Raw genomic sequence first — 15,156 nt, forward strand, 5'->3', positions numbered from 1 at the left:
GCTCATGTAAGCTCATGCTCGTTCTTGGGGAGTAGCCTGCTTCCGGCGCTGGCAGCGCAGGGAGTCCCCGTGTCAACACACTCGGCAGTCATGCCGTGGCACGGGTGGCCGAAAGGTTGGCGAGACCAACGATGAAACCGCGCTGCAACGACAGCGTGCCTCGTCATGGTCTTTCAACCTCGGGAGCCGCCTGCATGTCCTTCGCCTCGACGTTCTTCCTCGCCTTTTCCATGTCCAGCGATGCATTCGTGGCGTCGTTGAGCAAGGGTGCGGCCCTGTCCGAACGTCCCAGCCTGCACGACGCCCTGCGCACCGGCCTCGTCTTCGGCATCATCGAGACCCTGACCCCGATCCTCGGCTGGACCCTCGGGCTGTCGATGGCGCAATACGTCACCGCCTGGGATCACTGGATCGCCTTCGCGCTTCTCTCTCTGCTGGGCGCCCACATGATCCATGAGGGCCTCCAGCACGAAAACGCCGAGGACAAGCCCCGGCGTTCTCCTTCCTCGTTTCTCCGCCTGATAGTGACGGCCCTGGCGACCAGCATCGATGCCCTGATCATCGGCATCACCCTGGCCTTCATGGACGCCAACATCCTCTGGACATCCCTCGCCATCGGCGCCGCCACCCTGCTGATGACCACGCTCGGCGTCATGATGGGACGCGTGATCAACACCATAATCGGCAAGCGCGCGGAAATCCTCGGTGGCCTCGTCTTGTGCGGCATCGGCACCACCATCCTGGTCGACCACCTGGAATTGCTGGCCTAGCAGCGCCCCTGCTTCGCCAGCCCTGGCGGACAAAACCGCCCTCGGCCGCGGTCATGATCGTGATGCCGGTAATCCTGATTCCGCTTCCAGCGGTCGTGATCGCGATGGCGGTGGTCTCGGTCCCAATCGCGATCATGATCGTGGTAGCGCCCATCATCATCGATGACGATAGCGGGTTCCGGGCTGATACGGGCAGGATGGTAGCTGCAACCTGCCAGGCCGGCGATCAGCAGGCTACCGAGCAACAGGGAAAGCATGCGCATGGGGAATCTCCTCCTGGATGGGATACCCCCATGCTAGCAAGCCAGATGCCGCGTGCCCTGTGGCAGGACGGCGACACTCCATGGCAATGCGGTGTAAATCGACGCTCCGAACCGTCGAAGGTCAGCAGCGCCCCTTCTTGGCTTGTCCCGGCGGACAGAAATCACCACCGCCGCCTCGATGACCATGCTCGCCATCATCGATGATGACCGCCGGCTCCGTAGAAATACGAGCAGGCTGGTAGCTGCAACCCGCCAGGCCCGCAATGAGCAGGCTACCAAGCAGCAGGGAAAATATACGCATAGGGGCTCTCCTCCATGATGATGCCCCATGGTAGCAAGCCATACGCCGCATGCCCTGTGGCAGAACGGCGACACCCGCCTTTCTTGCTCCCTCACCCCGCCTCGAGCCCACCGCTTGTCTTCGCCGCATAAGAACTAGTACTAGGCCATTAATAAGCATGGCATAACAGGCAACAAGAATTAGACGATATCATACTTAAAGACTACATTAAGATTCGCAAAATCTTATAAATAAACGCTTCCGTCACCGTTGCCAGATACAGTGGGAGTCGATGAGACATGGACCATGACACCAGAACGGGTTACGAGATCATCGTGGAAACGCTCCGACATTGGGGCGTTCAGTATATTTCAGGGGTCACGGGGGGTGGCATCATCCACTTCTTGAGCCATATCGATGACCTGGCAAGCGAGCTGCCCGAAGAAATGGAAACGACGGGGTTCTTCAATATCGGAGAATACGCCGCCGGCTTCATGCCACTCGGCAGCTTTCTGGCCAATGGAAGCATCAATGCCTGCATAGCGACCACGGGCGCAGCCACCAAGATACTGAGCTGCGGTATCAGCGACGCCAAACTGCATGATATTCCTGCCCTTTACATCATTCCGGTCTCTGCCCGGAGCAGCCAGGGCCTGTGCCCTCTGCAGGATACATCGGCCTCGGGGAGCAATGCCGTCGAAGCGATACGGGCCGAAATCCCCGACAATGTCTTCGTATTCGACGACAGCCGCCGCATGGGCGCCAACCTGAATGCAGCGGCCGAATCGCTAGCCCACAACAAGCCGACGGTTCTCGTCCTCGAGCATGACGCCCTTTCCCGGTCCACCGATATCCAGGAAATTCCGAGCATTCCGGCGCTGCAGTACGATGAAGCCGAGACATCGCGGTTCTGCCAGGATCTTGCCAGGGAGAGCCGGGACCGAAAGATCGTCATCCTCGCCGGCGAGGAACTCAGCCGATACCCGGAAGCGCCTTCCCTCCTCGAACGACTCTCCAGTCTCCTGAGTGCTCCGGTGATATGGAGCATCAATGGTGCCAATGCCGTCGACCATGCCAGCCCCTGGGGATTCGGGTATATCTCCTTCGGCGGCAACGATATTGCCATGGACACCTGGAACGGCATCGACGAGCAGACGCTTCTCCTCTCCCTGGGCGCCGCGCCGGACGAATACACGACCAACTTGGAAGACTTCAAGGCCGGCGCGACGTTTTGCGCAACGGCCTTGCCATTCGGCTACGGACAGTACGGTGCAACACTCCAACGCCGCTCGCGGGGCGCCTTCTACCAGACACTGGCCCCTCTGGACACTTTGCTGCGCGCCTTGATCATCCAGTTCACGACTCAGGAACACCAACATCTCCCGGCACCGACAGCCCCCCGGCAGCTCAATACACGACGCATCACCCCACCCCGCTCAGGCCATGTCGATGCCACCCGATTCTTTTCCATGCTGCATGACAGCTGGCCCGAAAATACGATCGGCTTCGATGATGTCTGCCTGGCCTACAAGGACAGGCCCTATATCACGCAGCGCCCCAGTCCCAATGCACGCTTCTTCTCGCTATACCGTGGTTCCGCGATGGGCAACACCCTGGGCCTGGCTTGTGGCGCCAAGCTGGCGTGCCCGACACATCATGTCGTTGCCTTCACCGGCGATGGATGCTTTCGACTGTTTTCCGGCTACATGCCCGAAGCCAGGAACCTCGGTATCGTCATCTTCTTGCTGGACAACTCGGGTTACGGCATCGTCGAGCAAGGCGTACCCGTCATTCTTCCCGGCGTAAAGGCATCACGGCAGCATACTCGGCTGGAGGGCATGGATTACCTGGGCATCGCCAGGAGTGCCGGCTGGAAGACCCACAATCTCCCTCCCGACCTGCACGGACTGCAGGACATCCTCCAGCAGCATTGGGCATCGGAGGACACCTCCCTATTGATCCGGGTACCGATCGACTCCGAGCAAATCGCCGGCATCAACCCCCGAGCCCGCAACCTGTAAGGAAGGGAGTGACAGCATGCAGACAACACCGACGCAACAGCACCGCGACCTGCTGGCCCTGATATGCGACGCCTACGAAGCCTTCCTTGGCCACCTCCCGGGCGAGGCCTTTCTTCCCCCCGAGCTCGCCTCGGCAACACGGGCAAGAAAACGCCAGTGGATAGATCAAGACGCCCCTTTCGGACTGCTGGCGCATGACCGCAGCGACGATCCTCGGTTTGTCTATGCGAACAGAAAAGCCTTGTCGATCTTCGCCGGCTCCTCCGACGAGCTTATCGGACTGCCCTCGCGATTAAGTGCCCCCGCCGAGAAGCAGGCGGCAAGACAAGTATTTATCGACAGAGTACGGCGGGACGGCATCGCCTTCGATTACAGCGATACGAGACAGGATCTCGAGGGTCGATTATTCGAGATCGTATCGGGGACATTATGGAAGTGGAGGAACGAGATGGGAGAGCACGCCGGCGAAGCGGCCCTGATCTGGAACGAAGCAGATAAGCCCGAGGTATCTTCGAGTACAGCATGACTCGAGCCTACCCATGCATGTGAAAGGCAAACAGGGGCCGGCTACAGGCATTCGGCCCCGGGAGGGAACGCCTCGATCGGCCTGACCGAAGTGATACCGCACGCCGAGAGAAGGATCTTGCTGCCCCATCATCGCCGAAGGTGGTCGCTGCATATGACAGCCTGTGCAGTTAACAGGCCCCTCACTTCGGATTGATGGAAGCCCCTCTCTTCTCTTCCCCTCTCTTGTCTTCTTGGCCTCTTCCCCTTCTTTCCCTTCCTTCCCCTGATAGCGCCACGCTAGCTGGCACTGCGCTGGAAGGCTTCACGCCCGCGCATCGAACACACAAAAATTAGATTCATCTAATCAATAGCAAAAAGGAATATAAAGGCGAACCTTGATTTCTATAAGAAATATAAAATCTTCACTCCCATCACCGGCCCACACCAAACCATCTCAAAAATGTTTTTCTTTTTTCTTTAATCATGCTCAAGGTAATTATTTACAAGCGATTGTAACAGATCAGTTACTGGAAAACCTAAATACAAGAAAAATACTCTCAAAAAATAACACCAACCCTAACCATGATTAGGAAAATCTTTAAAAAATCTTGAAGAAACAAGTCGAGCCCACCATATCTCATTGATTTTAATAAAAAACTTTTAGTAACACGTCGCCTCCACCCCTTTCTTTGACGAATTTTGAAAAAAAGTTAAATTTGACGACGTAAAAGAAAAAACTAATTGTAAGAAAGGTTGGATAGACGAGCCGAAAGGAAGGCTTGAAAACCGTCTCAAACGCAAGCCCTCTTATGCATGGAAGAAGATTTTTCCTCTTCAGCTTTTGTCATGGACATCAAGCCCGGAACGGGATCATGACAAAAGCATAAATGAGCGCCTACAATAGCCAAGGGAGAATTGAAGGATGGCGATTCTTGATCTGGATCTTGCAAACTCCGGGACGCAAACAATATCAAGCGATAATGCAGACGCAGAAAACACCCTTAACATTACAGCCTTGGGCAACGAGGAGCTGATCGTCGATGGCGTTGCCGCCGAGATCGGCAGCATCGCAGGTGTTGAAGCCGGGGCCTCTCCGACCTTCACCTCCACCAACGGGGGCAGCCTGACGGTCGATCAGGGGCTCCTCAATGTCAGTGCTCTAAATGACTTGACTTTCGGCATCGAAGGCAATAGTGATGCGACACTCGATGCCTCTGATGTCAGCGCACTAAGCGGCCTGAATGGCTATAACGTCAATTTTTCAGGCTCAGAAGCAGGCTCATTCACGTTCAACAAACCTTCCTTGAGCCTCGCAGACACCGTCAACTTTAATGTTACAGGGATGCAGGCAGGTGATGATCTCAACCTCGGGGGCGGAGACTGGAGCCTGGATGGCAACTCCGCTCAGGACGCCTACCAGGATGGATCCCTGAACATCACCCAAGGCAATTCGCTTATTGGCACCCAGGTGAATGCCAGCATCGAGATGACGCAGGAAGAGTTCGAGGAGTTCGAGGCCAACCAGGACACCTACCTCTCCGGAAACACCTACACACAGGTCTGCTTCGCGGCAGGCACGATGATTGCCACACCCGACGGCGAGGTCGCCGTGGAGACGCTGTCGATCGGTGACCTGGTGATGACCGCCAGTGGCGAACAGGTGCCGGTGAAATGGATCGGTCGTCAGACCACCCACCGTCTCTTCTCATCCGGTCAAGCTCCGGTGCGGATCAAAAAAGGCGCCCTGGCGCCCGGACAACCCAATCAGGACCTCATTCTCACCAGTAGCCACGGCGTCATCCTGGATGGCCTGGTCATCAACGCCGGGGCCCTGGTCAACCACCACTCGATCACGCATGTCCCCTGGGATGAGATGCCCACTTCGATGACCTATTACCACATCGAGACGGACGCTCATCAGGTGATTCTCGCCAATGGCACGGAGGCCGAAACCTACATCGACTATGTCGATCGTCAGTCTTTCGACAACTACGCCGAGTATGTCGCTCTCTATGGCATCGAGACGCGTGTCACCGAGATGCCTCGCCACCGCATCTCATCGCGCCGCTTGCTTCCCCAGGCCTTGCGGGAGCGTCTTGGCATCCAGGACATCACCCAGACGTTTCGTACTGCCTGAAGACTTGACGTGACCGACCAGGTACCGGCCGGGCAAGCAACGCCAAAAGCCCGGCTGGTACTTCCCTCCCCTCGTCAGACTCCAGCCGGAGCCTGACCGTCCTGAGCAAGATCCATTCATGGCTGATCACATCGTGCAAGACCGACCCGAGAACAGTGTGGCCGAGGTCGATGAATCAGTGTGCCTCGTACAACAGGCCCGGCGTGCCATGGAAGAAGGCGACGTGGAACGTGCGGACAAACTGGCCAAGCGTGCCGTTCGGTCAGAACCCCCACATCTGGATGCATGGCGCCTCTGGGTGCGTTCCGCCTTTCGCCAAGGGCATATCGATATCGCCCTGAAGCGTTCGCGAAAGGCCTTGAAGGCGCAACCCGATGACCCCCAGCTGCATACGATCCACGTACGTGCAATGGTCGCTTCCGGCAAGCCACACCACCGAACACTGATGCGCGTCAACCAGGCCATCCGCCGCTGGCCAAGACATGTGCCCTTGAAGCTGGTGAAGCTGCAGGTGCTTCAGGAAGCGGGGCGTACCTATCAGGCACTGAAGCTACTACGTAACTTGCGGCGTCGCTGGCCAAACAACGCATCGGTCTTGATGGGCGTTGCTCGCTTCTATCAGGCTCATGGTCGCTTTCGAGCCGCCAGAACCGTGCTGGATCATATGCTGGAACGCCATCCGCAGCATCGTCAGGCACGCACGATGCTACAGAACCTGAGCATTGCCAACCGCGATGACACCCAAGGCCCATCTTCGCTGCCTGGCCTCTTGGCCCAGGCCCAGCAAAATCCCGAGCTATCACCCACCGATGCCGCAGAGCTCCTGCAGGCGATCAAGCTGACCACAACCCCGGAGCTCACAGGCACCTGCCAGGAGGCTATCGACCTCGTGAGCGGTATGGTCGATCAATTGATCGAAGGGGACAAGTTCGCGCTTTTCACCCAGGCGGAAAGATTCGGTCAGGCAGAGGCTGCCCACCGTGCGCTCACCGCCATCTTCAACCACGGGCCACGCGCGCCCAATGTTGCCAAGAGGCTCTTTCAAAAAGCCTTGGCCTCGATCGAGCCCGATCAGGTCGATACGGTCATCGCATACTTACTGCGCCATATTCCGAAGGCTAAAAAGAATGCCCTGCTGGCGGAATTTGCGTTGCTGACCGATGGGCCACAAGGCGCCCTTGACCAGTTACGTCAAGAGCGGCGACGGTATCGTTCCTTGCCCGAAGCACGCGAACTGGCCCGCTTCCTGCGAGTCGGCAATGCATATACCCTGGGACTACGCTATCTGCGATTCTGTCGACGGCGCTGGCCGGACGACGCAGACCTTCGACTCCTGCATGCCAGACTGTTGATGGATGCGGGCCACCCGGCAGCGGCTCTCGCGGCGCTGGACGAACCTGTTCCCGCCGCCAAACGCGCGACAAGAGCTCATACCCGTGCCCACAGCCTGCTGGAAATGGGCCAGCCCCATGCCGCCTTGAGCGAACTGGACAACGCCGGTGCCACGACAGCCGCCGCTGGCAACCTCAACATGCGCATGCGTATCCTGATTCTGCAGGGACGCGAGAATGACGTGATGGAGCTCATCAAGGACGCTCAACGTCGAGGCGTGAATAACCAGCTGACATCGGGTCACTTATCAACGTCGGTCTTCGGTAACCTGATCAGCGATCTCGCACTCTATCGACGGGATCAGTCCACCCTGCCCCCTGGACGCCATGACGGCTACCTGAGCGCCCATTACCTCCATCCCGCCAGTGCGGTGATTCACCGCCATGTCGAGCCATCTTCACCAGACTCGTCAAGAGGCGAGCGCTATATCCCGCTTCGGGTAGTGCAATACTGGAACGAACGAAGGCCACCGCAGAGCGTGATGGACATCATGCACTCCTGGTCAAGCTTGCCGGGAATCGAGTACCACCGCTTTCATACCCAATCGGCACGCTTCTTCCTGCGACATACCTTCGGAGCCGACTATGAGCGTGCCTTCAAGCAGGCGAGTAATGTCGCGGAGGGCGCCGACTTTCTCCGTCTCTGCTGTCTCCGTCATTATGGCGGGCTCTATGCCGATGCCGATGACCGCCTGTATGGCCAATTGAGTGCCCTCCTTCCCTCTGAGGTGGGAATGGTATGCTTCCGGGAGCCTTTTGATATTCTGGCCAACAATGTCATAGCCGCCGCACCGGAACATCCGGCCATCGTGCTCGCCTCCGAGATGGCCGCCGAAGCCCTGCTGTCGCACGATAACGATAACACCTGGAGCAAGACAGGCCCCGGCCTGCTTACCCGAGCAGTCGCCAGATACCTTGTCGAAACGGAACCCCGGACACCCAGGGAGCGCGTTGCCATCCTGCCGGACTATATCCTCCGCCGACAGGTGCAGGTGCACATGCCGCTACCGCACAAGAGAACCCAGCGACACTGGAACTCGACCAACACCACCGGCGTCAATATGAAGCCATTCTTCCCGACAGCGACAGCCGCCCCTCTCGCATAGCCATCAATCAGGCACGCGAAACGAAAACGGCCACCAGCTTCAGGAGCCGGTGGCCGTTTTCATGGGGGTGGAGACGCTTATCCCTGGAAGGTTATCAGTCTCACTGACCGAAGTGGTACCGCACGCCGAGAGAGGGAATGTTACTGCCGCCCCCATCGTCGCCGAAAATGCCAAAGGCGGTCGAACGGTGATGGATGCGGCCGTAGATCGACCACGGTCCCCAGGCGGCGGGCTGGGCTTCCAGCTCGAAGATCATCGAGGCCATCCAGTGCTCGCCGGAATGGTCCAGCCGCGATGTTTCCGTGGTGTAGGAAACCCCCACGCCCAGATAGGCCGTTGTATCGACCACGTCGTCCCAGGGGAAAGGCTCCCAACTGATCGACGGCGTCAGGAAGGCCTCGAAATAATGTTCCTCGCCGAAGATGTAAGACACATTGGCCTCGGTATAGAGCTTGGAGTAGCCCCATAAGTCCACCAGTTCCTTCTGCAGGCCGGTGCTGGCGATATAGTAGTCCTGGAAATCCCAGACGAAGGGATTGAACGCCTCACCGCTCTTGACCGTCTCGTGCACCGCCTGACCGGCGTGACCGCCCAGGGCCCAGCCCTGGTCCCAGGGCGTGACACTGACGCCGCTCCCCTCTCCCTGCGCCAACGCTGCGTTGGGGGCAACGACACCCAGCGCCAGGATCAGGCCCGAACCGAAACCGGCAACTTGTTCGATCTTGCGCATAACCACGAGTCCCTGTCGGATAATGAAAAAGTCGGATTAATGAAAGAGTCATCTGCGATGAGGGTGTCGATCACCAGGCATCCTTGCCCTCGACACAATGCCAGGATGCCTTCACGCCCCGGGCGGCGGCCCGCTCATCGTCACGGCGGCGCATTCGCTGCAGCACCCGGTACTGCAATCGATTCAAATACTCGAAACCCAGGCCCGGCAAGGGAACGAACGGATTGGTACGACTCATCCCCCACAGCGCCAGGCGCGAGGTGCCCGGCTCGGCATGCCCACGGGCGTGCACCCCGAATGTATTGGCGATCAACAGGGTATTGCCCGGCACCTTGAAGCTGCGCGGCGGCTCACTGCCCATGGCCGCCGCCTGCTCCGGCTCGACCCGGAACGAGCCGCGCGCCGTATAGCGATCGGCATGCTCCATGGCCTGCTGGCTCATGCGATACTCCCAGGAAAGCCGCTCACGACTCAGCCGCGTCGACCCCGGCACAAAGATGAAGGGACCGTTCAGCTCCGACACATCCTCCAGATACAGCCAGAACTTCATGGTCGGCTGGAAGGTATCGACATGCAGGTGAGTCTGCGGATCCGGAGGCGCCTCGGTCACGCCATTCATCACCCGTTCCGCATGGCAGATCGGCATGCGCAGGTGGCCGGCGCAGAAGCGCATCAAACGACGGAACGCCGGGTCCCGCATCAGCGCCCGCGTCCGCGGCATATCCTCGAGGACCTCCGGGGCAAGCAACATGCGACGAGTCTGGGCATCGCCCTGGATGCACTGGCGGACCTCGCCCCGCGCCTCACGCACCTCCTCGACCAGCGCGCGGTATTCCTCTTCCGGCAGGTAATTTTCCTTGAGCACGAAGCCTTGCTCGATGAACTGCCGGCGATCCTCGGACGGCACCCGCCAACGCAACATCGACATGCGCAGCCGCATCACACCATGGGCCAACGCCACGCGCCCCACATGCAGCCCCCAGCGATTCAAACGCCGGCTGCCGATCAGCGGGTTGGCCACGAACGACTTGGCCCCGGTGAACAACTCTCCCAGCCAGACCGGAAAACGAGAGATCTGCTTGAACATAGGTCTAATTCCCTAGGTCTTGTACGAAAAGCCGGCGACTAACCTGCTTCGAGACGCCGCCAGAAGGCACAAGCCTTCGCAATATCGCCCCGCTCCCGGGCCACCCCCGCCGCGTTGTCAGCCATGCGACGCGCCACATTAGGGTTCTCTACCAGGTATCTTAACGCGTCATACCACGCTTGTGGCGTGTCATCGACCAACAGGCCGGTGACACCATGCTCGACGATCTCCGTATAGGGCGGCCGTCGACTATAGATACCGACGCCCCCCATGGCACTGATATCCAGAAACTTGATGAACGACTTGCCCCGATTGAAGGTGGAGTCAAGCAACGGCGCCAGGCCGATATGCATGCGCCGCCGCTGCCGATAGTCCCGAAACGCCTTCCACGACATGGCATCGGGCGTCTCGAGCCGCTCGAGCCCCTGCAGCGATTCCGGCGTATAACGCCCCAGCATGACCTCCAGCGACACCTGAGGCGACGCCTCATGGAGACGCCACAAGGCCGGCGCAATATGCTTCACGTCCTCGAGATGAGCACGCGTGCCATGAAAGCCCACCCACCAATGCGGAGCCTCGAAGTGCGAAAGATCCGGCAAGGGCGCAATCAACGGCGGCGTCAGTACCCGGACATCACCATGCCGCCCCTCGAGCCGCGAAGCCAGCCCCTCGCTCGAAGCCACCACCACATCCGCCAGGGCCAGCAAGCGCGGCTGCATGGCAGCGATGCGTGCCATGCGACGCCGATAGGCTTCCGGCAAGGCCTCGTCCTCGGACGCCGCCGGAATATCATCATCGATCAGATACACGATACGCCCGAAGATCTCACGGTGGCGTTCCAACCAACGCAACACCCGATTCGGCAGAGTACGACACAGCACCAGATTCGCCCCCAACTGGCGCGACAGCACCCAGCGCGCCAACCGCCAGCGCCAGGAGCGCACATCCAGCCGCCCCACGTCATGGCCTTCGGAGCGTAAATGAGGCGCGACAGACTCGAGGAAATAGATATCCTCGGTCGGCCGCGCCCCATCGCTCAGCAGCAACCAACGCTCACCGCTCATTGACCATCCCGTCGACTCTTGTCGCCCTCATGCTGTCCCTCCCTCTTCTCTCTTCTTTCCCACTCATCTCCATCACCTCAAGGAGAAGTCCTCATGCACGAGTGTCAGGTTGGGATTGTACGCAGGGTCATGATCAAGTTCTCTACCCCAGGTACTTCGCATGTAGGCGGCTTCGCCGTAAGCCCGGGCCCGCTTCTTCGAATTATTATCCGCACCGCGAGAAATCGACTCATGATGATAAAGCTCGGCATGCGGGGTCCAGAGGTTCCGATACCCCGCTTTCCTGACCCGGAGACAAAAATCCACATCATTGAAGGCGACCGGTAAATCAGCCTCATTCAAGCCATCGACCTCATCGAAGACAGACTTGCGCACCACCAGGCAGGCCGCGGTGACCGCCGACATGTTCTGCGTCAGGAAAAGACGAGAGAAATACCCGGGCGAATTGCGACTGAAATACTTGTGCGCATGGCCAGCCACTCCACCGACGCCAAGAATGACCCCACCATGCTGAACCGTATCGTTCGGGTAATAGAGCTTGGCCCCCACACAGCCGATTTCCGGCCGGCAGGCATGGCTGACCATCTCCCGCAGCCAGTCCGGATTGATCGGCTCGATATCGTTATTCACCAGAGCCAGAATCTCGCCCTGCGCATGTGCGGCGCCAAAATTATTGATCGCCGAGTAGTTGAAGGGCTGGTTCCAGCGCAGGACACGCACCCTGGCGTCACGCTGCTCGACCTCCTGCATGTAGGCCAGGGTTTCCCTGCACTCGCTCTGGTTGTCCAGAATCAGCAACTCGAGATCGGGGTAATCCGTGCGCTCCAGAATCGCATCGACACAGGGCTTGAGGATTTCCACTCGGTCACGCGTGGGCACCAGCAGAGTGACCCTGGGAACGGGATCCGGCAACGGCCACAGCACGCGGTACGTATTCGGCAAGCTGCCATGTACCGCCCTCGCCTGCGGATATGACGCTGCCAGGGCACTCTGCACGGCCCGCAATCCAGCCTCGCTGGTGTAATCCTTTTGCTGGCTCGCCAGCGCCGTTGACCCGGCACCGGCCCGCCAGTGATAGAGCACATGCGGGATATGGATGACTCGGTCCGCACCGAATCCTTCCGTGCATCGCAGCACGAGATCATGGTCCTGGCTGCCCTCATAGCCTTCCCGGAAGCCACCGACCTCTTTTACCCGGTCGATACGATACACCCCAAGATGGGACACATAGTTCTGGGCCAGCAGGAGATCCGGGTTCCACTGAGCCTTGAAATGAGGATCGTAACGCTCCCCTTCTTCATTGAGCTTATCCTCATCGCTGTACAGCACCACGGCATCCGGATGGCGATGCAGGGCCTCAGCCACCCGGAAAAGTGCGCGGGGCGACAGACAGTCATCGTGATCCAGCAGGGCGACATACTCGCCCCTGGCCAGGGCCAAGGCGCTGTTGCTTGCCGCACAGATATGGCCATTCCGCGGGCGATACACGACCTGGATTCGCGAATCACTCTCGGCGAACGACTCAAGAACCTCATGCACACGAGGGTCTGTCGACGCATCATCGGCGATGCATAGTTGCCAATGCGGATATTGCTGCGCCACGACCGAGTTCAGGCACTCACGAAGCCAGTCCGGCCGAGGGTTGAAAACCGGCACCAGAACCGAGATCAAAGGCTTGTCAGGTAGTTTCTCGATCACCCGGCGCACCTTGTCCGCCCCCAGCACCCTGCGATTTTCCAACCATTGCCGGTAGCTGCGGCGTGCGGTGAGGCGCTCGAAGGTGGCTTCGTAATCCCTCAGCGCTATATCTCGCCAATGGCAGCCTTGCTCACTGGCCTTGCGCTTGAGTTCAGGTAATACCTCGGTCTTGCCCATGCTGCGCCATGCATGGTGCATGTTGGCCAGACGCTGAACCAAGCGATCATGAGCGAACCAAGGGGTCAACCAGGCAATCCGCAAATGGCGAATGGAGAAATGACCCGCCTGTTCCATTGGGTCAAAGCGTAGTGCCTTGAGCCTTCCCGGCACATAGAACAACCGCTTCGTCACCCGACCACTCTTCAAAGGGAGATAAACACTCTGCTCAGGATCGAAGCCCTGACCAAAATTCATGTACAACCTGACCGCGGCACTAGGCTGGTCATGATCCATGGCGACTTCGAGCATATGCCAGCCCGGCAACGGAAGCTGCTTACGTGTATATAGCTGAGGATCGTTACCAGTAGCTCGCCAGGTAAACCTGTCCCCCTCTTCCGAGGGCTCAATCTGTTGACGGGGAACCAGTGAACGTTCAGGAAAACGCACCCAAGGGGTAATGGATAACGACCGCGCTAATCCGCTCGACCCTTTGTCAATGCATAGACGCTTGAGTGTTTTCATTTCGCCTCAGGCTTGACCACAGAGCGGGGATTGACAGGAAACCGTTGCCCCGTGCTGGCCACACGGCACTGCACCTTATCACCGACGGCAAGCTTTACCGGAAGATGGAAGCCCACATACCCACCTCGAGGTGGCAGGTGTCGGCAAAGCGCAGGCCGAAATTCGACAGCCGAGACGGTATTCAGATACTCACCATTAGCCCAGACTTCTATCTCAACAGGATCATCGCAATCACCCTCCCACCATGCCCAGCCGGCAATACGGCCTGGCTTGGCCTCAACCAAACGCGCATGAACCCAAGCCAGGTTTCTCTTGAAAAAACTGTAGCGATAATCGAAAAGCTCATGGACGTTCTTGTAGACGGCAATATCTCGCTTATTCAGGCGACTAAACTCGTTAACGTCTTCACTGCTGACATCTCCGCCTTTCCGAATACGGGACTTATCTCTATTATCTTTTCTTTGTAAAATATTAAGGCCAAAGCGGTTATTCAACAGCTCAAGGCTTTCATTATAATCTTCTGTAATACCTAAAAACCCAATAGCCTCAAGATCTACCCCTTGAAGCATCTTACTTTGTCGGTTATGCATCATTGGGCGGGAATAAAAGTCATGGAAACTCCCTTTGTACTCATAGTGGCGCACAAAATGAGAATACTCAGAATACATTCTACGCAAAGGGTCACGAAGGAAAGAGACAGTATTCTCAACCCCTAATAAAGGAAGAAACCGATTGATATTGACATGCCCTCCCACCATGTTTTTCCCAGACTCAAAAAACTTCTTACCGAATTCCCAAAAATCCCCTCTTCTTTCATAAATCAACTCTCTAACAAGACTCGTAGTCTCAGGCGATTTATATCCATAATCATATTCAATTTTTGATGGGGAAAAATAATCTTCAGCACCAAGCCTGAAGCTAGTCCCTGCTGTCTTTGGGATGTGAACAAAAAAAAATTTTGACATGAGAAAACAACCTAAGGAGAACCCAGCTTATGGCTATATGTATAAAATACTACTCAAATACTGGACAAAGTAAAATCATCAACATCAATCTCGTGGCGAGGCACAAGATTTACAGAACCACCAGTTTCCTGGCTTTGGCTTACCACGGAAGAGCCCTCATCAAAGATCCTCTGATCAGAATCATCTACTAGCAAATCACCCATTCTCAAAGGTTCCCCAGAAACCTCCGCATTATTCAATGAAGCAAACACTGGGGATACATCTACTTTTAGCTCATAGTCTCCGACATCATCATCGCCTAGTTCATGAGCACCAACTGAATATATCCCAGAGCTCTCAGCCACGAAAGAAATTTCAGCAGGGCCTTGCCCATTATTTCCAAGGGCGCTATCAACTGAGTAGCCATCAGCATCATAAATCGTGAACCTTGGGTTATCCAGCTGCTGAGATGCCATA

The 15,156-nt window shown here is 57.6% G+C and carries 13 protein-coding genes and 1 riboswitch; of the genes, 5 read left to right on the top strand and 8 right to left on the bottom strand.

Annotated features, from left to right (window positions below):
* The first annotated feature begins 14 nt into the window (after nt 1–14).
* Nucleotides 15–192: riboswitch (yybP-ykoY riboswitch) on the top strand.
* 2 nt (nt 193–194) lie between these two features.
* A complete protein-coding gene (gene mntP, locus RSO41_RS04455) occupies nt 195–770 on the top strand; it encodes a manganese efflux pump MntP (protein ID WP_315617864.1) in 576 nt (191 codons plus the stop codon).
* On the opposite strand, the gene RSO41_RS04460 is transcribed toward mntP, so the two are convergent.
* Together RSO41_RS04460 and RSO41_RS04465 are read right to left on the bottom strand one after the other, a co-directional pair.
* Complete coding sequence (locus RSO41_RS04460) at nt 767–1,033, bottom strand: hypothetical protein (protein WP_315617866.1); 267 nt, start codon at nt 1,031–1,033, stop codon at nt 767–769. The two genes, mntP and RSO41_RS04460, sit on opposite strands and share 4 nt — an antisense overlap.
* Nucleotides 1,034–1,154: 121 nt before the next feature.
* A complete protein-coding gene (locus RSO41_RS04465; protein WP_315617867.1) occupies nt 1,155–1,334 on the bottom strand; it encodes a hypothetical protein in 180 nt (59 codons plus the stop codon).
* Between the two features lie 278 nt (nt 1,335–1,612).
* Between RSO41_RS04465 and RSO41_RS04470 the strand changes: the two genes are divergently transcribed.
* The 4 genes from RSO41_RS04470 (at nt 1,613) to RSO41_RS04485 (ending at nt 8,475) form a co-directional block, all read left to right on the top strand.
* Entirely contained in the window at nt 1,613–3,334 is a 1,722-nt protein-coding gene (locus tag RSO41_RS04470; RefSeq protein WP_315617868.1) for a thiamine pyrophosphate-dependent enzyme, read from the top strand.
* Between the two features lie 16 nt (nt 3,335–3,350).
* Nucleotides 3,351–3,860 carry an MEKHLA domain-containing protein gene (locus RSO41_RS04475; RefSeq protein ID WP_315617869.1) on the top strand — a complete coding sequence of 170 codons (510 nt, stop codon included), beginning with the start codon at nt 3,351–3,353 and terminating at the stop codon, nt 3,858–3,860.
* Nucleotides 3,861–4,763: 903 nt separating this feature from the next.
* Nucleotides 4,764–5,978: a Hint domain-containing protein gene (locus RSO41_RS04480; RefSeq protein ID WP_315617870.1), complete on the top strand. Its 1,215-nt coding sequence runs from the start codon at nt 4,764–4,766 to the stop codon at nt 5,976–5,978.
* A 118-nt stretch (nt 5,979–6,096) separates the two neighbouring features.
* Nucleotides 6,097–8,475 (top strand): tetratricopeptide repeat protein, encoded by a 2,379-nt coding sequence (locus RSO41_RS04485; protein ID WP_315617871.1) that lies wholly within the window; start codon nt 6,097–6,099, stop codon nt 8,473–8,475.
* A 100-nt stretch (nt 8,476–8,575) separates the two neighbouring features.
* On the opposite strand, the gene RSO41_RS04490 is transcribed toward RSO41_RS04485, so the two are convergent.
* The 6 genes from RSO41_RS04490 to RSO41_RS04515 form a co-directional block, all read right to left on the bottom strand.
* Nucleotides 8,576–9,205, bottom strand: a complete 630-nt coding sequence (locus RSO41_RS04490) for a hypothetical protein (protein ID WP_315617872.1) — start codon at nt 9,203–9,205, stop codon at nt 8,576–8,578.
* A 70-nt stretch (nt 9,206–9,275) separates the two neighbouring features.
* A complete protein-coding gene (locus RSO41_RS04495) occupies nt 9,276–10,292 on the bottom strand; it encodes a phytanoyl-CoA dioxygenase family protein (RefSeq protein ID WP_315617873.1) in 1,017 nt (338 codons plus the stop codon).
* A gap of 38 nt (nt 10,293–10,330) precedes the next feature.
* Nucleotides 10,331–11,356: a glycosyltransferase gene (locus RSO41_RS04500; RefSeq protein WP_315617874.1), complete on the bottom strand. Its 1,026-nt coding sequence runs from the start codon at nt 11,354–11,356 to the stop codon at nt 10,331–10,333.
* Between the two features lie 72 nt (nt 11,357–11,428).
* Nucleotides 11,429–13,735 (bottom strand): glycosyltransferase family 2 protein, encoded by a 2,307-nt coding sequence (locus RSO41_RS04505; protein ID WP_315617875.1) that lies wholly within the window; start codon nt 13,733–13,735, stop codon nt 11,429–11,431.
* Nucleotides 13,732–14,700 (bottom strand): hypothetical protein, encoded by a 969-nt coding sequence (locus tag RSO41_RS04510; RefSeq protein WP_315617876.1) that lies wholly within the window; start codon nt 14,698–14,700, stop codon nt 13,732–13,734. The genes RSO41_RS04505 and RSO41_RS04510 overlap by 4 nt, the downstream gene beginning before the upstream one ends.
* Before the next feature lie 53 nt (nt 14,701–14,753).
* A partial coding sequence (locus tag RSO41_RS04515; protein WP_315617877.1) for a hypothetical protein occupies nt 14,754–15,156 on the bottom strand: 403 nt, incomplete at its 5' end.

Origin of the sequence: Halomonas sp. I1 (assembly GCF_032334135.1) — a bacterium.
In the GTDB taxonomy this organism is placed as follows: domain Bacteria; phylum Pseudomonadota; class Gammaproteobacteria; order Pseudomonadales; family Halomonadaceae; genus Halomonas.